Origin of the sequence: Massilia sp. 2TAF26, from assembly GCF_052115005.1 — a bacterium.
Taxonomy (GTDB): domain Bacteria; phylum Pseudomonadota; class Gammaproteobacteria; order Burkholderiales; family Burkholderiaceae_D; genus Telluria.
This window is the reverse complement of sequence record NZ_JBFRFV010000010.1, coordinates 43812-60372: the sequence shown is the minus strand read 5'-3', so window position 1 is coordinate 60372 and position 16561 is coordinate 43812. Positions and strand designations below refer to the sequence as shown.

The following is a 16561-nucleotide window of genomic DNA, read 5'->3' as shown; positions in this document are numbered from 1 at the left end:
CAACAATTCCCGGTTTAACGCAGTTTGAGGGTCGAGATGCCGATCAGGACCAGGATGATGGTCACGATCCAGAAACGCGCCACGACCTTGGTTTCCTTCCAGCCCTTCTGTTCGAAATGGTGGTGCAGCGGCGCCATCAGGAACACGCGGCGGCCGGCCCCGTAACGCTTCTTGGTGTACTTGAACCAGCTCACCTGGATGATCACCGACAGGGTCTCGGCCACGAACACGCCGCCCATGATGAACAGCACGATTTCCTGACGCACGATGACGGCGATGGTGCCGAGCGCGCCGCCCAGCGCCAGCGCGCCGACGTCGCCCATGAACATCTGCGCCGGGTGCGCGTTATACCAGAGGAAGGCCAGGCCCGCGCCCGCCATCGCGCCGCAGAAGATCAGCAGTTCGCCAGCGCCCGGGATGTGCGGGATGAACAGGTATTTCGAATAGGTGGCGTTACCGGTCAGGTAGGCGAACAGGCCCAGGGCGCCGCCCACCATCACGGTCGGCATGATGGCCAGGCCATCCAGGCCGTCGGTGAAGTTGACCGCGTTCGAGGCGCCCACGATCACGCAATAGGTCAGCGCGATGAAGCCCCACACGCCCAGCGGATAGCTGATGCTCTTGAAGAAGGGGACGATCAGGTCGGCCTTGGGCGGCAGGTCCATCGAGAAGCCCGACTGCACCCAGGCGAAGAAGAGCTGCCACACTTCCCACGGGGTCGCGGCCGAGACCGAGAATGCCAGGTACAGCGAGGACGTGATGCCGATCAGCGACATCCAGAAGTATTTTTCGCCCGAACGCATGCCTTCCGGGTCCTTGTAGACCACCTTGCGGTAGTCGTCGACCCAGCCGATCGCGCCGAAGCCGAGCGTAACCACCAGCACCGGCCAGATCAGGCGGTTCGACAGGTCGCACCACAGCAGGGTCGAGACGCCGATGGCGATCAGGATCAGCACGCCGCCCATGGTCGGGGTGCCGTGCTTGGCCAGGTGGGTCTGCGGGCCGTAGGTACGCACCGCCTGGCCGACCTTCATCGCGGTCAGCTTGCGGATCACCGCCGGGCCGCACAGCAGGCCGATGGCGATCGCGGTGATGGTCGCGAACACGGCGCGGAAGGTGATGTAGTTAAAAATCCGCATCGGACCGATATAGTCCTGGAAATATTGTGCGAGCCAGAGAAGCATTTAGTGAGAATCCTTGCCAGTGTTTTGTGATTGAACGAGATGTTGGACCACGCGTTCCATCTTCATGAAGCGCGAGCCCTTCACCAACACAGTTGCGTCGGATTTGCTGCCCAGTTGCTTGTCCAGTGCTGCCAATAAATCGTCGAACTGCTCAAAGTGTTGCGCGCCCGCGCCCGTCATGTGGCGCGCCAATGCGCCGGTGACGAGGACGGACTCGATGCCGCGGCTTGCCGCATAGGCACCGATTTCTTCATGGAACTGTGGTCCCTGCGTGCCGACTTCGCCCATATCGCCCAGCACCAGGATGCGCGGGGCGGCAGCCCCTGCGAGCACGTCGATGGCGGCGCGCACCGAATCCGGGTTGGCGTTATAGGTGTCGTCGATCACGGTGGCGCCGACCGCGGCCTGCTTGCGCTGCAGGCGGCCGCTGACGGGCGCGAATGCTTCCAGGCCGCGCACGATGGCGTCGACCGGAATGCCGGCGGCCAGTGCGCAGGCGCAGGCGGCCAGGGCGTTGCGGACGTTGTGTTCGCCGGCGGCGGAGAGTTTGATCGTGAACGTTTGCGCGTCACTTCCGGCCACTTGCTCTTGAACGTCATTCCCGCGAAGGCGGGAATCCAGGTTTGCTTGCTCGTCAGCGGCGCCAAACTTGGGTCCCCGCCTGCGCGGGGACGACGTAACTGTGAGGTCAGCACCAAAGCTGTTCGGCGTATACGTGGCGCGAACGTCGCAGCCTTCGGACAGGCCGAAGGTCAGCACCTCATGATCGCCAGCCAGCCCACGCCACAAGCCCGTGTACTCATCATCCCCCGGAAACACGGCCACGCCGGTGTCCGGCAAGGCCGCCAGCACCGAGCCGTTCTCGCGCGCCACCGCTTCCACGGTGTGCATGAATTCCTGGTGCTCGCGCTGGGCGTTGTTGACCAGGGCGACGGTGGGCGCCGCGATGGCGGCCAGGCGGGCGATTTCGCCCGGGTGGTTCATGCCCAGTTCGACCACGGCGGCCTTGTGCGCGCCGGTCAGGCGCATCACGGTCAGCGGCACGCCGATCTCGTTGTTCAGGTTGCCCTGGGTGGCCAGGCGCGCTTCCTCGCCGAAGGCGGCGGCCAGGATGGAGGCGATCATTTCCTTGACCGTGGTCTTGCCGTTGCTGCCGGTGACGCCGATGACCGGGATATCGAACCGGCTGCGCCACGCATTGCCGATGCGGCCCAGGGCCGCCAGCGTGTCCGGCACCACCAGGGCCGGCAGCGGGAAGTTTTCCGGGAGCTTCTCGACCACCACCGCCGCCACATTCCTGGCAGCGACCTGGTCGAGGAAGTCGTGGGCGTCGAAGGTTTCGCCGCGCAACGCGACGAACAGCGCGCCGGCTTGTACCGTGCGGCTGTCGGTCGACACGCCTTCGAAGGCGGCGTCGCGCGTCATGCGCACTTCAGCCATCGAGGCGGTGAGCGCTTTCTTCAATTCTTCGAGCGTGCCGCGCATTTAACTTACTCTCATCATCGTCAACCGCGCGCTCAGGGCCAGCGCGGCGTGGTCGGCATCGGAAAAAGGAATCTTCCGGCCTTTGATTTCCTGGTAGGGCTCATGCCCCTTCCCGGCCAGCAGGATCACGTCCGGCTTGCCGGCATGCTTCACCGCCGACAGGATGGCGGCGGCGCGATCCTCGATCGCCTGGTGGGTCGAGCCCGGATGGTGCGGGTCCATGCCGGCGACGATCTGTTCGATGATCGCGCGCGGCTCTTCGCTGCGCGGGTTATCGCTGGTCACCAGCACGTGGTCGGCCATCTGGGCGATCGCGCCCATCTGCGGGCGCTTGCCCGGATCGCGGTCGCCGCCGCAGCCGAACACGCACCACAATTGGCCGCCGCGGTCATGTGCCACCTGGCGCAGTGCGGCGAGCGCCTTTTCCAGCGCGTCCGGAGTGTGCGCGTAGTCGATCACGACCAGCGGTGCATCCGCGCCGCCGATCTGCTGCATGCGGCCCGGGGCCGGGGCCAAGCCTTCGATCACGTCCAGCGCGGCGCGCAGCGGCGCGCCCTTGGCCAGCAGCACGCCCAGCACCGCCAGCGCATTGCTGACGTTGAAGTGGCCCACCAGGCGGGTGCGGGCCAGGGCGCTGCCCGCCGGCGTGTCGACGTGGAACTCGGTGCCAGCCGGACGCGAACGCAGCTGCGAGGCGCGCAGCATGCTCACGCCATCGATTGCCGGCTGCTCGTCTTCGCCGCGCACGGTGTAGCCGGTAACGGCCACCTGCGGGTGGTTGGCGCGCAGGTGGGCCGCGATGCGGCCGCCCGCCGGGTCGTCCAGGTTCAGCACGGCGTGCTTCAGGCCCGGCCATTCGAACAGCTTCAGCTTGGCCGCTTCGTAGCTGGCCATGTCGCCGTGATAGTCGAGGTGGTCGCGGGTCAGGTTGGTGAACACGGCGACGTCGAAATGCATGCCGGCGGTGCGTTCCTCGACCAGGCCGATCGACGACACCTCGATCGCCAGCGCGCGCGCGCCGGCATCGCGCAGGCCGGCCAGGCGGGTCGCCAGCAGCACCGCGTCGGGCGTAGTGTAGCCGGTGGCGTCGAATTCGGCTTCCAAGCGTGCGCGCACCAGGCCGATGCCCAGGGTGCCGATCACGCCCACGCCTTCGTCGACGCCGCCCAGGCGGGCCAGCGCCTGCGCCGTCCACAGTGCGATCGAGGTCTTGCCGTTGGTGCCGGTCACGCCCACGGTGAACATGCCGGCGTCCGGCTGGCCATAGCAAGCATGGGCGATGGCGCCGGCATTCTTCTTCAGTCCGGGCACCGCCAGATGGGGAATGGCGTCCGACTCGGTCCAGGCGAAATCGCGCGCTTCAAAAACCACCGCGGCCGCGCCCTTCTCGAGCGCCGAGCGGATGTAGTTGCGGCCGTCGGCGGCGCCCTCGCCCGGATAGGCGAAGAAGACGTCGCCGCGGCCCACGCGGCGGGAGTCGGAAACGAGACGGCCGCCTGGTGCGGCGGCGCGGATCCATCGGCAGATGTCGTTCAGGTTCGCCATCAATTACTCTCCTCGAGTGGATGTTCGGGGATGATGATGTCCGTGACCGTCGAGTCGGGCGACACGTTCGCCGCCCTCAGCGCATTCGCCGCGAGCGTCGCGAAGGTCGGCGCCGCCACCGCGCCGCCGGTGTGGAAAGGCCCGCTCGGGTCGTCGATCATCACCGCGATCACGAAGCGCGGGTTCGACATCGGCACGATGCCGGCGAAATTGCCGACGTAGTGGGTCTGCGAATAGCGGCCATCGACCACCTTCTGCGCGGTGCCGGTCTTGCCGCCCACGCGGTAGCCCGCCACCTGGGCCTGCGACGCCGTGCCTTCCGGGCTCACCACGGATTCCACCATGACGCGCATCTGGCTCGCGGTCTTGGCCGAGACGATCTGCTGGCCGACCGGCTTCTCGGTCACCTTCTGGAAGGACAGCGGAATGATGTCGCCGTCGCGGGCGAAGACCAGCCAGGCGTGGGCCAGCTGCAGCAGCGACATCGAGATGCCCTGGCCGAAGGACATGTTGGCCTTCGCCACCGTGCGCCAGGATTTGTACGGGCGCACGCGGCCGGCGGCGGCGCCCGGGAAGCCGTAGCGCGGCGCCTGGCCGAAGCCGACCTTGGTGAACATCTCCCACATTTCCTCGGCCGACAGCATCTCCGAGATCTTGGTGGTGCCGATGTTCGACGACTTCTGGATGATGGTGCCGACGTCGATCACGCCGTGCGCATGGGTGTCGCGGATGACGTGGCCGCCGGTGAGATAACGACCGTTGCCGGTATCGAAGGTGCTGCGCGGCGTGATCAGGCCCTTGTCCAGCGCCAGCGCGACCGTGAAGGGTTTCAGGGTCGAACCCGGCTCGAAGGTGTCGGTGATGACGCGGTTGCGCAGCTGCTCGCCGGTCAGGTGGGCGCGGTTGTTCGGATCGTAGGTCGGCCAGTTGGCCAGCGCCAGCACCTCGCCGGTGTGCACGTCCAGCACCACGGCAGCGCCGGCCTTGGCGTGGAATTTCTCGACCGCGTTCTTGATGCTGTTGAAGGCGATGTACTGCAGCTTGCTGTCGACCGACAGGGTCAGGTCCTTGCCGTCGTGCGGCTCGCGCGACATGCCGACGTCCTCGACGATGCGGCCGAGGCGGTCCTTGATCACGCGGCGGCTGCCCGGCTGGCCGGCCAGGGACTTCTGCTGCGCCAGCTCCATCGCTTCCTGGCCCACGTCCTCGACGTTGGTGAAGCCGACCATGTGGGCCATCACCTCGCCCTGCGGGTAGTAGCGCTTGTATTCCTTGCGGGTGTCGAGGCCGTCGATGCCGAGCGCCTCGATCTTGGCGACGACGTCCATCTCGACCTGGCGTTTCAGGTAGACGTAGCTGCGCTCGGAATTCAGCTTCTTCTGCAGCTCCGCTTCCGGCATCTCGAGCAGGCGCGCCAGTTCGCGCACCGTTTGCGGCGAGGCCGGATTGGCCTTGTAATCTTCGGTGAACACCGAGACCGACTTCACCGGCAGCGAAGACGCCAGCACCATGCCGTTGCGGTCGAAGATCTTGCCGCGCGTGGCCGGCAGTTCCTGGGTGCGCATGTAGCGGTTGGCGCCCTGCTCCTGCAGGAATTTATTGTCGGCGATCTGGACCCACAGCGCGCGGCCGGCCAGGGCCGCGAAGGCGGAGAACAGCACGAACAGCACGACGCGCGAGCGCCAGTCGGGCAGGCGCACGGCGAGCACCGGGCTCTTCGAGAATGCCACGCCCTTGGAGGCGGCGACGCGGGAATTGGAGCGGGAATTGCCGGCGCTCGACTTCATTTGCCGCCTTCCGTCAGGTACTGCGTGCGCGCCGGGCTCAGGGGCGCCATGTTCAGGTTGACGCGCGCGATCTGCTCGATGCGCTCGTTCTTGCCGAGGGTGGACTGGTCGAGCTGGAGCTGCGACCAGTCGATGTCGAGCTGGCGCTGCTGGGTCGCCAGTTTTTCGATGTCGTTGACGAGGTGGTTGCGCTGGTAGCGGGCGTTCACGACCGACAGCGCGCAGCCGACCAGCACCGTGGTCAGCACGACGTTGATCTTGCCGATCATGCCGGACCTCCCAGCCGCTCGGCCACGCGCAGCACCGCCGAGCGGGCGCGCGGGTTGGCCTCGACCTCGGGGCCGGACGGCTTGGTCTTCTTGACCAGCTTCATCAAGGGCTGAGGCAGATCGACGGCGCGGATCGGCAGCCGGCGGTCCGGCTGCTCGACCTTGGCCTTCGATGCCAGGAACTGCTTCACCATGCGGTCTTCCAGCGAATGGAAGCTGATGACCGACATGCGCGCCGCGGGCGCGAGCAGCTCGTAGGCAGCGTTCAGACCTGCTTCAAGGTCCTCAAGCTCTTGATTGATGAAAATCCGGACAGCCTGAAAGGTGCGGGTTGCCGGATCCTTGCCTTTCTCCCGGGTTTTGACCGCGTTTGCCACGATTGCGGCAAGCTGTCGTGTGCTTGAAATTGGCTCGACTGCCCGGCGAGCAACAATCGCCTTTGCAATCTGAAAAGCAAACCGTTCTTCCCCATAATCCCGAATCACCTTTTCCAGTTGTCTTTCGTCCACCACGGCCAGCCATTCGGCGGCCGAGATGCCCCGTGTCGTATCCATCCGCATGTCCAGGGGACCGTCGTTGCGGAAGCTGAAACCGCGGCTGGCGTCGTCCACCTGGGGCGACGAGATGCCGAGGTCCAGCAGAATGCCGTCGACCCGGGCGATTCCGCGTGCCGCCAGTGCGTCAACCATCGTCGCAAAGCTGTCGTGCACGATCGTGAAACGCGGATCAATAATCTGTTCGGCGGTGGCGATCGCCTGCAGGTCCTTGTCGAAGGCGATCAGGCGCCCTTGCGGGGCCAGCTTCGACAGGATCAGCCGGCTGTGACCGCCGCGGCCGAACGTGCCATCTATATAAGTACCGGATGCGCGCTCGCCTTCGAGGTTCAGCGCATCGACTGCTTCGTCAAGCAGCACCGTACGATGCTGCAATTCAGGCACCGGAATAGCGTTCATGGCGGTGCCTTAAAAGGAGAAATTGGAAAGGACATCGGGCATGCCGCCGGCGACGGCTACGGCCTCGTCTGCGGCCAGTTTTACGGCGTCCCAGATCTCGAAATGGGTACCCATCCCGAGCATCATGACTTCCTTCTCCAAGCCAACCGCGCTGCGAAGTTCGGGCGAAATGAGCACCCGGCCCGACGCGTCCAACTCGACATCGCAGGCGTTACCCAGGAAAATGCGTTGCCACGCCCTGGCGGACATCGGCCAGGAGGCGATCTGTTCGCGATGTTCTTCCCACACCGGGCGCGGGAAGAACAACAGGCAACCATGTGGGTGTTTCGTGAGCGTCATACGGCCTTCACACTGCTGCAACAAGGCGTCACGGTGCTTGGACGGTATTGACATCCGCCCCTTCGCATCGAGATTGATCGCTGACGCGCCCTGAAACACGTATTTACCTAGTTTTGGAGAGTTATCAGTTTGTTAGTTTTAGGCGCCGGGAGATCCTGATTTCTCCCACAAAACTGCACTTTTTGCCACCGTTTCCCACTTTAGAGGAAGCGTTGACTGTGGTCAAGCGAATTCACGTTTGGAAAACATCGAAATTGCCAATGAAACCAAGGACTTAGCGAACTTCGCTGAAGCGACCTCAAGTAAAAATATCGAACAAAATTAGGTACTTAGCTAAGTATCTGCATGTGGCGGCTCACGTATACACATGGGTTTTACGTTTGATCAGTCGCAACTTTTTACTGACGGTAGGTCGCGCAAGCGTGCTCGCCCTCTATGCGGCATGCATGACACAGTACGGTGGGAAATTGCAGATTGATGCAGAGCGGGTTAGGATAAAGACAAGCGGTCACCCAGCCGTTAGCGGGTGATAGTGAGCAAGTACTGACTCGCAGGCTCAGCCTGCGCCGGAGGATGCCGTGAGTATCACATTAGCCCGGACCCGCACCGTCTACGACCTCCACGAGGTCCAGGGTGCGCTCGACCGCAGCCGCGGACGTTCGCCCGAGCTCGAAGCGTTCTACGAACGCATGCTGGAGACGGGCGCCGAACGTTTCGTCACCACCCCCTCTTCCATCGACGCCCTCGACCCGCTGTTCGAGGAATGCCCCAATTTCGACGAAGTGCTGGACGACCTGGCGCGCTATTTGCGCCTGGCCCACGCAGGCGATAAAGGGTTTAACGTCATGCCGATCCTGCTGCTGGGCGGACCGGGCGTCGGCAAGACCCACTTCGCCAAGCGGCTGGCGAAGGTCATGCAGACCGACTGCGAGCTGATCAGCATGAACGCGCTCTCGGCCGGCTTCGTCATCACCGGCAGTTCGGCCAGCTGGCGTGGCGCCAAGTGCGGCAAGGTGGCCGAGCGCCTGGTGCGCGGACAGTTTGCCAATCCCGTGATCGTGCTGGACGAGGTCGAAAAAGCCTCGGGTTCTTCCCAGTCGGATCCGCTGGCCGCTCTCTATCAGTTGCTGGAGCCGGAAACGGCCTGCGCCTTCCGCGACGAATTCATCGACGTCGACATCGACGCTTCCCAGATCTTCTGGGTGCTGACCGCCAATTCCACCGAAGGCATCCCGCATCCGCTGCTGAACCGCATGGCGGTGTATGAGGTGCCGGCGCCGACGCCGGAACAGGCGGCCGGCATTGCCCAGCGCATGTATGCGGGCCTGCTTCGTGAATTGAATCTCGGCGCCTTCGATCCGCGGCTGGGGGATGTGGTGCTGGACAAGCTGGCGGGGGTGTCGCCGCGCGACCTGCGCAAGACCCTGCTGGATGGACTTGGGTATGCGGTGGCGGATGGGCGGGAACATGTGGTGGCAAGCGATATCCGGCTCAAGCCTACGCCGGGCAAGGGACGGATCGGGTTTTAGAGTCGCTAACACAGGTCATCAAGGAATCGCTCACACTCCCGTGACCGATTGGCCCAGGCGGGCGTCGGCAAGCAAATCTTCGAACAAGTCCAGCAACAACTGCGCCTTGCTCATGCAAAAAGACGAGTTATTCGAGGTGGCCTTCATGGCGCGATGCCGAAGTACCGATTTAACAACGTTCGCAACCGATGGTGCGCCGTGCCAGTTGCAGGAGCGGTCGAGTTGGTAGAGTATGGATCTCTAAACTGCTATGGAAGGTTCGACATGGAAAATCAGTTCGAATTATCCGAAGTGCTCAAACATCTGGCTGAGCAATTGAGCGCTGCTGACGCCGCTGCGAGGGTGGGCGGTAACCCGGTGATGCAGTTCGAAGACTGCGAACTCGAATTCGCTGTCAAACTCGAAACCGGTGCGAAAGGCGGCGTCAAGGTGTGGGTGATGGAGCTCGGCGGCGAGAAAAAACGCGAGCAGTCGAACAGAGTCAAGGTGAGATTCAAAGCCATTTCGGGGAAGGTTCTTCAAGCTCCCCAAGTCAGTGCGGACACGCCGGCGAATCCGGCGACGCGCCAGCCAACGCAGAAGCGCGTTTAATAACACAGCAAGTCTTGCGGTGACGGCTCATCATGTCCAGGCACGCCGGTTCTATTTGGATCGACAACCATTTCGGTAATATTCCTCGCGATCTCTGGATCGCGGCGGACGCTACCCGAATGGTCGCCGAGGACATTCGGTATGACCGCTTGATCGCTTTTCTGATTGCCCAGAATATTCCCCTTCGCGACCTGACGATCGGATTCTTTCCATCCGGGGCAATACAGTGAAGACATTTCACTTTCCCAACAACGCGGGCTTTGTCGGCAATCGTCCATTCGCCGACGTCGTCTTGAATCCTTCGTCGAGCAGCACACCGACGCATAAATGCCTGGTTGATACCGGCGCCGATTACCTCCAACTTCCATTATTGGCCGCCACTGCGAGCGGTCTGTCGTTGGTCGGCGCGACCAATTTTCCAATAAGTACTGCCAGCGGGGCCGTCAGCATGCTTCTGAAGTTGTCTGCGGTTCCGGTCGACATCGAGGGCTATTTAGTCAGCGTCGATGTCCTGTTCGACCCCACCAATACAGCCTTACCACTCGCGGGACGCAACGTCCTTCTCGCTGCATTTGACCTCGGGTTCGAGACCGCGACCTGGCATTGGAGCTGAACCCGAATTTGTACATTGCGAGTTGCCATACACTGGAGTGCAGGAGCCGGCCAAGGCTGTGTAAAAACACTAGGTCGGTATGGTACTTGGTGCCCTTCTGCCGCTGCGGTGTACAGCAATTGCCCACCCTGGCTGCCGACCTGGATGCGGCTGACGCCATCCAGGAATATTTTTTAGCAGTTCCCGGATTGCATACTTGCAAATTGAAAAACGGTCTTCATGTGCCGGACACCCTCTTCAACGTGGAGTCACCATGTTCGGCACCGGCCATCCCCAGCCTCCTCACCGCAAGGAGGTCGCCATGCAGATCGTCCGGCAGGAACAGAAACGCTTCACCAGCACCGAGCTGACCATCGATCCGCCGCTTGGCAAGGTCGCGCCGCCGCCGGACGCGCCGCCGATCCGCTTCAGCGTCTCCTATACCCTGGCCGAATACATGAGCATCCTGCGCGGGCACGTCGGCTTCATCCTTCGCCACATGCCGGCGCAACAAAGGCGGCGCCAGACCTGGATGCCGCTCGCGATCGGGGTAGTGGCCGGCCTGCTTGCCTGGGCCGCCGGACCCGGCTGGATCGGATACGCGTTGGCGGCGGGCAGCGCGCTGGCTTTGCTGTCGCTGCCCTTCACGCTGGACCTCTGGATCGGGCTCATCGCGCCGCCGGTCTTCCTGCTGAAAAAGCGCCGCATGCCGGTCTGCGAATTCCGCATCGACGACCACGGCATCGAACGCAGCTCGCGGCTCGGGACGCTGTCGAAGAGCTGGGATGAGGTGAAGATGATGCGCCGCTACGAGCGCGGCTACCTGCTGATGTTTGCCAAGGGTGGGATGCCGATTCCCTTCCGCTGTCTGGACCAGCAGCAGCAGGAGCAGCTGCGCGCCTATGCCACCGGGCGCGGCATCGCATGAAGGCTTATTTGTCCGGCGCCTGAACCAGCATGCCCTGCCCCGGCTGCTTCGGCACATGAACCCAGCGCCCGTTTACCTGGCGGAAGTCGAGGGTATCGAAGTAATGGGCGATGCCGCCGCGCTCGATCGTGACCTGGGCCGTGTCGGCGTTCATGCGGGCGCTGGCGAAGCGGCTGTGCGGTTCGCCGTTGCTGCTGACGCAGCCGGCGGCGAAGGGACCGCCGCGGTCGGAGACGTCGGGACCGATCACCAGCCGGATGTCGGAAGGAAGATCGGCCAGCGAGGCGATATCGCCCGGCTGCGGCGCAGCCGCCTGCTGGGCGGAGGCCGCCGGGAGGCCGGCGGCAGCGACAATGGCGAAGATGAGCGGCATGATCGTGGTCCGGTAGCGCATTGCATTTCCTTGGGAAGGCATACCGAACATTCTACCCCTTGTCTTCCAGTTTTTTGTCTTCGCTTTTCGCCTCTTTCATCGCCTCCGGCTCCAGCAGCTCGGCTTCCTTGTTGAAGCGGATGAACAGCCCCCAGCCCGACAGCAGGATGCCGGCCGCGACCAGCACCGAGGCCGCGTGCGGCAGCAGTTCCGGCTCCTCGTGCAGGGCCTTGAAGGTGCCGACCAGGCCCTCGATCGACAGCGCCACCACCACCACGACCATGAAGCGCGACAGGTAGCGCCGCACGCGCGTCGGCGCGCTGATGTGGGCGTCGCGGATGACCTCCTCTTCGGCGATGGTCTGCGAGATCTGCAGCGACACCACCGCGATCGCCAGCAGGCCGATCGCCTCGATCGCACTCTCGGCGCCTTCGGCCAGCTCGGCGCCGACGGCTCTCCAGCCCGTCAGCACGGCCAGCACCATCAGCAGCAGGGAGATGGCGACGAACAGCACGGCCATGACCGCGTGGACGGTGGAAAAGAAGGCTTTCAATGCACAGCTCCCATGGGATTGATCTGTTTCGATTGTGCCCGATCCAACGGCGGCGGCTCGCACTGCAGCTCGGCCATGTAGGCGCGATGCTATGATGAAATTATTTCAACTCATCGCTCCCTGTCATGAACCAGCTGCATACCGGCCATTTCCTGCTCCGTCCTTTCGCCGCAGCGGACGCATCAAGCTTCGCCGAAGCCGTGCGCGAGTCGATGGCCAGCGTCGGCCAGTGGATGAGCTGGGCCCACGCCGGCTACACGAAAGACGAGGCATTGTCCTGGTTCGACTTCTGCGATGGGTCCCGGGCCGCCGGCAGCGCCCACGAATTCGGCATCTTCCTGGAGGACGACCGGACCCTGGTCGGTGGCGCCGGCCTGAACCAGTTCAACACCGTGAACGGCTTCTGCAACCTGGGCTATTGGGTGCGCGCCTCGCAGCAGCGCCGGGGCGCGGCGCTGGCCGCCGTCCACCTCCTGGCGCGGCATGCCTTCGACGCCTTGAAACTGTCACGCGTCGAGATCGTCATCGCGGACGGCAACCTGCCCAGCCTCGCGGTGGCGCGTAAAGCAGGTGCTGTCCACGAATGCCTGGCGCGCAACCGCCTGCAGCTGCACGGCGGGCCGGTCGCTGCGCACGTATTGTCGCTGGTGCCCGAACAGGATTAATGCTGCGCGGGCTCGGCCCAGCTCTTCGCGTGCGCCACCGCCCGCGCCCAGCGCGCCATCAGCTCCTCGCGGCGCGCGGCCGGCATCTGCGGCTCGAAGCGGCGCTCGGCCTGCCATTGCGCCGCGATCTCCTCGCGTGAAGACCAGAAGCCGACCGCCAGCCCGGCCAGGCAGGCCGCGCCCAGCGCCGTGGTCTCGGTGACGCGCGGGCGGATCACCGGCACATCCAGCAGGTCGGCCTGGAACTGCATCAGCATGTCGTTGCGGGCCGCGCCGCCGTCCGCACGCACCTCCTGCACTGCCAGGGCCGCATCCCTCTGCATCGCCGCCAGCAGCTCGGCGCTCTGGTAGGCGATGGCTTCCACCGCGGCGCGCGCGATATGGGCGGCCGTGGTCCCGCGCGTCATGCCGACGATGGTGCCGCGCGCGTAGGCATCCCAGTGCGGGGCGCCGAGGCCGACGAAGGCCGGCACCAGCACCACGCCGCCGCTATCGGGCACGGACAGGGCCAGGGCTTCGACGTCGGCGGATTGCTTGATGATGCCGAGGCCGTCGCGCAGCCACTGCACGGTGGCGCCGCCCATGAAGACGCTGCCCTCCAACAGATAATCGGTACGGCCGCCGACGGTCCAGCCGACCGTCGACAGCAGGCGGTTGTGCGACACCGGCGGCACGTCGCCCGCGTGCATCAGCATGAAGCAACCGGTGCCATAGGTATTCTTGACCATGCCGCGGCGATGGCAGGCCTGGCCGAAGGTCGCGGCCTGCTGGTCGCCGGCGATGCCGGCCAGCGGGATCGCGCGGCCGAACCACGCTTCGTTCGTCAGCCCGACCTGCTCCGAGCTGGACACCACTTCCGGCAGCATCGAAGCCGGCACGCCGAACAGGTCGAGCAGTTCCGGATCCCAGCGCAAGCTGTTGATATTGAAGAGCATGGTGCGCGAGGCGTTGCTCACGTCCGTCACGTGGCGTCCGGTCAGCCTGAAGGCGAGCCAGCTGTCGACGGTGCCAAAGGCCAGTTCGCCGCGCTCGGCGCGGGCGCGCGCGCCCGGCACGTGGGTCAATAGCCATTGCAGCTTGGTGGCGGAAAAGTAGGCGTCCAGTTCGAGCCCGGTCTTGCGCTGGATGAGGGGGGCGTGACCGGCCGCGCGCAGGGCGTCGCAGCGTTCCGCCGTGCGCCGGTCCTGCCAGACGATGGCGTGGCACAGCGGCTCGCCGGTCCGGCGATCCCACACCACCGTGGTTTCCCGCTGGTTGGCGATGCCGATCGCGGCCACCCGGGAGGCGTCGATGCCGCTCGCCTGCAGCACCTCGCGCGCGCAGGCGAGCTGGCTGTGCCAGATGTCGAGCGGGTCGTGCTCGACCCAGCCGGGCTGGGGGAAATGCTGGGGGTATTCGTGCTGGGCGGTGGCGGCCACCTGTCCCTGGCGGTCGAACAGGATGGCGCGCGAACTGGTGGTGCCCTGGTCGAGGGCGAGGATGTATTCCATCGTCATGACCGAATCGTGTGTAAAGCAGGCCGATAGGCCGGATTCTGTGTAGTGGTCTCCCTTGCGGGACGCCCCTATGACAGCCATTCCTCTAGGCGCCGAATTACTCCGGCGCTCAAGCTTCCTACCCGCACGCTCCGCGAGCAACATCAACGCGTGCCTATTTGGAATTGCTCCAGGTGGAGGTTACCGCGTTTCACCGTAACTTAATACGCTCGTCTCTGTGGCCCTATTCCTCGCCTTATACCGGCTTGCGCCGGCTTTCGACGGACGGCCGTTAACCGTCACCCTGCTCTATGGAGTCCGGACCTTCCTCCCGCCAGCACCTTGCGGTGCCGGCCAGCGGCTGTCTGGCCTGCTTCACGGCGGGCATTGTAACCGATTTAGAGAGTGCCCCCTCCAGCCGGCGCTGCACCTGTCTTATTTCGGCCTCACGGGCCGCTTCGTCTGAAGCACCTCTGCGATTTCTGTAATTTTGTGTCGCCATTTCAAAAGCCGCCTCCGAAGCGCTCGCATAGAATGTCCGGATAGCAAAATCTATAAGGATGACGCACCATGACCCACCCCTCCCGCAGCGGCGGCCAGATCCTGGTCGATGCACTCCAGGTCCACGGCGTGGACACCGCCTTCGGCGTCCCCGGTGAAAGCTACCTCGACGTGCTCGACGCCCTGCACGATTCGAACATCCGCTTCGTGATCAACCGCCAGGAGGGCGGCGCGGCGTTCATGGCCGAGGCCTACGGCAAGCTGACCGGCAAGCCCGGCATCTGCTTCGTCACCCGCGGCCCCGGCGCGACCAATGCCTCGATCGGCGTGCACACGGCCTTCCAGGATTCGACGCCGCTGATCCTCTTCATCGGCCAGGTCGGCACCGACTTCATGGACCGCGAAGCCTTCCAGGAAATCGACTACCGCCGCATGTACGGCCAGATGGCCAAGTGGGTGGCGCAGATCGACCGCGCCGACCGCATCCCCGAATACATCGCGCGCGCCTTCCAGGTCGCGACCAGCGGCCGTCCGGGCCCGGTGGTGCTGGCGCTGCCGGAAGACATGCTGATCGCGCAGGCGGAAGTGGCGGACACCCGCCGCTACCAGCCGGTGCAGGCCTCGCCTGCAGCAAGCCAGATCGACACCCTGCGCGGCATGCTGAAGGAAGCGAAGAAGCCGCTGCTGCTGCTGGGCGGCGGCACCTGGAACGAGCAGGCCTGCGCCGACGTGACCAAGTTTGCCGAGGCGAACGGCCTGCCGGTGGCCTGTGCCTTCCGCTTCCAGGACCTGCTCGACAACGAGCACCCGCACTACGTCGGCGACGTCGGCATCGGCATCAATCCGAAGCTGGCCGCGCGCGTGAAGGAGGCCGACGTCCTGATCGCCTTCGGCCCGCGCCTGGGCGAGATGACGACCAGCGGCTATTCGCTGCTGACGTCGCCGGTGCCGAAGCAGCGCCTGGTGCACATCCACCCGGATCCTCAGGAACTGGGCAGCGTCTACCAGGCCGAGCTGATGATCGCCGGCGGCGCGCCGGAAACCGCGCGCATGCTGGCCGCGATGGAGCCGGTGGATTCGTCCGCCTGGCGCCACACGATCGAGGAGGCCAGGGCCGAGCTGCGCGCCTGGCAGCAGCAGCCGGCTATCTTCCAGGATGGCACGCATTCATCCCGCCCTCCGCTCGATCTCTGGCAGCTGGTACAGGACCTGCAGGCGGCCCTGCCCCACGACACCATCATCACCAACGGCGCCGGCAACTATGCGACCTGGGCACACCGTTTCTGGCGCTACGGCGCGATGCGCACCCAGCTGGCCCCGACCAGCGGCGCGATGGGCTATGGCGTGCCGGCCGGCGTCGCGGCGAAGATCGTCGACCCGCAGCGCACCGTGGTCACCTTTGCCGGCGACGGCGAATTCATGATGACCGGCCAGGAACTGGCGACCGCCGTGCAGTACCGCGCCGGCCTGATCCTGATCGTCTTCAACAACAACATGTTCGGCACCATCCGCATGCACCAGGAGCGCGAGTACCCGGGCCGCGTGTCTGGCACTTATCTGGAGAATCCGGACTTCGCGGCGCTGGCCGAGGCCTATGGCGGCCAGGGGGAAGTCGTCTTGAAAACCGCCGACTTCGCGCCGGCTTTACAGCGCGCGGTGGCGTTCACGAACGAGAAGAAGCTGCCGGCGGTGATCGAGCTGCGTTATGACGGCAATCTGATTACGCCGGGGGCTACGCTGGAGACGATTCGGAAGAATGCCGAGGCGGGGAAGAAGTAAGGATCGTTGACTT

At 64.7% G+C, this 16561-nt stretch carries 17 protein-coding genes and 1 other RNA gene; 6 read left to right on the top strand and 12 right to left on the bottom strand.

The features are described 5' to 3' along the window. Positions 1-14: 14 nt before the first annotated feature. The 7 genes from mraY to mraZ are packed head-to-tail and all read right to left on the bottom strand — an operon-like array spanning position 15 to position 7661. On the bottom strand, positions 15-1184 hold the full coding sequence (mraY, locus tag AB4Z32_RS12745; RefSeq protein WP_442122213.1) for a phospho-N-acetylmuramoyl-pentapeptide-transferase: 1170 nt from the start codon (positions 1182-1184) through the stop codon (positions 15-17). Further along, a complete protein-coding gene (locus tag AB4Z32_RS12740; RefSeq protein ID WP_442122212.1) occupies positions 1185-2669 on the bottom strand; it encodes a UDP-N-acetylmuramoyl-tripeptide--D-alanyl-D-alanine ligase in 1485 nt (494 codons plus the stop codon). After that, positions 2670-4214, bottom strand: coding sequence for a UDP-N-acetylmuramoyl-L-alanyl-D-glutamate--2,6-diaminopimelate ligase (locus tag AB4Z32_RS12735; protein ID WP_442122211.1), 1545 nt, complete (start codon positions 4212-4214; stop codon positions 2670-2672). After that, positions 4214-6001 (bottom strand): peptidoglycan D,D-transpeptidase FtsI family protein, encoded by a 1788-nt coding sequence (locus tag AB4Z32_RS12730; protein ID WP_442122210.1) that lies wholly within the window; start codon positions 5999-6001, stop codon positions 4214-4216. Before AB4Z32_RS12730 ends, AB4Z32_RS12735 begins: the two co-directional genes overlap by 1 nt. Beyond that, positions 5998-6270 carry a cell division protein FtsL gene (gene ftsL, locus AB4Z32_RS12725; RefSeq protein ID WP_442122209.1) on the bottom strand — a complete coding sequence of 91 codons (273 nt, stop codon included), beginning with the start codon at positions 6268-6270 and terminating at the stop codon, positions 5998-6000. Before ftsL ends, AB4Z32_RS12730 begins: the two co-directional genes overlap by 4 nt. After that, complete coding sequence (gene rsmH / locus AB4Z32_RS12720) at positions 6267-7223, bottom strand: 16S rRNA (cytosine(1402)-N(4))-methyltransferase RsmH (protein WP_442122208.1); 957 nt, start codon at positions 7221-7223, stop codon at positions 6267-6269. Before rsmH ends, ftsL begins: the two co-directional genes overlap by 4 nt. 9 nt (positions 7224-7232) lie before the next feature. Further along, entirely contained in the window at positions 7233-7661 is a 429-nt protein-coding gene (gene mraZ / locus AB4Z32_RS12715; protein ID WP_442122207.1) for a division/cell wall cluster transcriptional repressor MraZ, read from the bottom strand. A gap of 479 nt (positions 7662-8140) precedes the next feature. On the opposite strand from mraZ, the gene AB4Z32_RS12710 reads away from it, so the two are divergent. Beyond that, on the top strand, positions 8141-9091 hold the full coding sequence (locus tag AB4Z32_RS12710; RefSeq protein ID WP_442122206.1) for an AAA family ATPase: 951 nt from the start codon (positions 8141-8143) through the stop codon (positions 9089-9091). 264 nt (positions 9092-9355) lie between these two features. Continuing rightward, entirely contained in the window at positions 9356-9682 is a 327-nt protein-coding gene (locus tag AB4Z32_RS12705; protein WP_442122205.1) for a trypco2 family protein, read from the top strand. Here AB4Z32_RS12705 and AB4Z32_RS12700 read toward each other — a convergent pair. After that, positions 9679-9918 carry a hypothetical protein gene (locus tag AB4Z32_RS12700; RefSeq protein WP_442122204.1) on the bottom strand — a complete coding sequence of 80 codons (240 nt, stop codon included), beginning with the start codon at positions 9916-9918 and terminating at the stop codon, positions 9679-9681. The genes AB4Z32_RS12705 and AB4Z32_RS12700 overlap by 4 nt on opposite strands. On the opposite strand from AB4Z32_RS12700, the gene AB4Z32_RS12695 reads away from it, so the two are divergent. After that, positions 9909-10295 (top strand): hypothetical protein, encoded by a 387-nt coding sequence (locus AB4Z32_RS12695; protein ID WP_442122203.1) that lies wholly within the window; start codon positions 9909-9911, stop codon positions 10293-10295. The genes AB4Z32_RS12700 and AB4Z32_RS12695 overlap by 10 nt on opposite strands. Positions 10296-10548: 253 nt before the next feature. After that, on the top strand, positions 10549-11202 hold the full coding sequence (locus AB4Z32_RS12690) for a YcxB family protein (RefSeq protein ID WP_442122202.1): 654 nt from the start codon (positions 10549-10551) through the stop codon (positions 11200-11202). A gap of 4 nt (positions 11203-11206) precedes the next feature. Here the strand turns inward: AB4Z32_RS12690 and AB4Z32_RS12685 are convergent, their stop codons facing one another. After that, on the bottom strand, positions 11207-11596 hold the full coding sequence (locus AB4Z32_RS12685) for a hypothetical protein (protein ID WP_442122201.1): 390 nt from the start codon (positions 11594-11596) through the stop codon (positions 11207-11209). A gap of 31 nt (positions 11597-11627) precedes the next feature. After that, positions 11628-12095: a hypothetical protein gene (locus AB4Z32_RS12680; RefSeq protein ID WP_442122328.1), complete on the bottom strand. Its 468-nt coding sequence runs from the start codon at positions 12093-12095 to the stop codon at positions 11628-11630. A 158-nt stretch (positions 12096-12253) separates the two neighbouring features. Here AB4Z32_RS12680 and AB4Z32_RS12675 point away from each other — a divergent pair, with 158 nt between their 5' ends. Next, the gene (locus AB4Z32_RS12675; protein WP_442122200.1) at positions 12254-12793 is read left to right on the top strand and encodes a GNAT family N-acetyltransferase; all 540 of its coding nucleotides are present in this window, start codon (positions 12254-12256) and stop codon (positions 12791-12793) included. Here AB4Z32_RS12675 and glpK read toward each other — a convergent pair. After that, positions 12790-14283: a glycerol kinase GlpK gene (glpK, locus tag AB4Z32_RS12670; protein ID WP_442122327.1), complete on the bottom strand. Its 1494-nt coding sequence runs from the start codon at positions 14281-14283 to the stop codon at positions 12790-12792. The genes AB4Z32_RS12675 and glpK overlap by 4 nt on opposite strands. A 17-nt stretch (positions 14284-14300) precedes the next feature. Further along, an RNA gene (rnpB, locus tag AB4Z32_RS12665) (RNase P RNA component class A) lies at positions 14301-14645 on the bottom strand. 193 nt (positions 14646-14838) lie between these two features. Between rnpB and AB4Z32_RS12660 the strand changes: the two genes are divergently transcribed. Further along, on the top strand, positions 14839-16548 hold the full coding sequence (locus AB4Z32_RS12660) for a thiamine pyrophosphate-binding protein (protein WP_442122199.1): 1710 nt from the start codon (positions 14839-14841) through the stop codon (positions 16546-16548). Positions 16549-16561: the final 13 nt, after the last annotated feature.

Excerpts from the sequence above, each read along its gene's own strand:
- glpK (WP_442122327.1), bottom strand. The coding sequence starts at position 14,283 with ATGGAATACATCCTCGCCCTCGACCAGGGCACCACCAGTTCGCGCGCC.
- rsmH (WP_442122208.1), bottom strand. The coding sequence starts at position 7,223 with ATGAACGCTATTCCGGTGCCTGAATTGCAGCATCGTACGGTGCTGCTT.
- AB4Z32_RS12700 (WP_442122204.1), bottom strand. The coding sequence starts at position 9,918 with ATGTCTTCACTGTATTGCCCCGGATGGAAAGAATCCGATCGTCAGGTC.
- AB4Z32_RS12675 (WP_442122200.1), top strand. The coding sequence starts at position 12,254 with ATGAACCAGCTGCATACCGGCCATTTCCTGCTCCGTCCTTTCGCCGCA.
- AB4Z32_RS12660 (WP_442122199.1), top strand. The coding sequence starts at position 14,839 with ATGACCCACCCCTCCCGCAGCGGCGGCCAGATCCTGGTCGATGCACTC.
- AB4Z32_RS12735 (WP_442122211.1), bottom strand. The coding sequence starts at position 4,214 with ATGGCGAACCTGAACGACATCTGCCGATGGATCCGCGCCGCCGCACCA.
- AB4Z32_RS12740 (WP_442122212.1), bottom strand. The coding sequence starts at position 2,669 with ATGCGCGGCACGCTCGAAGAATTGAAGAAAGCGCTCACCGCCTCGATG.
- AB4Z32_RS12680 (WP_442122328.1), bottom strand. The coding sequence starts at position 12,095 with ATGGCCGTGCTGTTCGTCGCCATCTCCCTGCTGCTGATGGTGCTGGCC.
- AB4Z32_RS12730 (WP_442122210.1), bottom strand. The coding sequence starts at position 6,001 with ATGAAGTCGAGCGCCGGCAATTCCCGCTCCAATTCCCGCGTCGCCGCC.
- AB4Z32_RS12690 (WP_442122202.1), top strand. The coding sequence starts at position 10,549 with ATGTTCGGCACCGGCCATCCCCAGCCTCCTCACCGCAAGGAGGTCGCC.
- AB4Z32_RS12705 (WP_442122205.1), top strand. The coding sequence starts at position 9,356 with ATGGAAAATCAGTTCGAATTATCCGAAGTGCTCAAACATCTGGCTGAG.
- mraY (WP_442122213.1), bottom strand. The coding sequence starts at position 1,184 with ATGCTTCTCTGGCTCGCACAATATTTCCAGGACTATATCGGTCCGATG.
- AB4Z32_RS12685 (WP_442122201.1), bottom strand. The coding sequence starts at position 11,596 with ATGCGCTACCGGACCACGATCATGCCGCTCATCTTCGCCATTGTCGCT.
- ftsL (WP_442122209.1), bottom strand. The coding sequence starts at position 6,270 with ATGATCGGCAAGATCAACGTCGTGCTGACCACGGTGCTGGTCGGCTGC.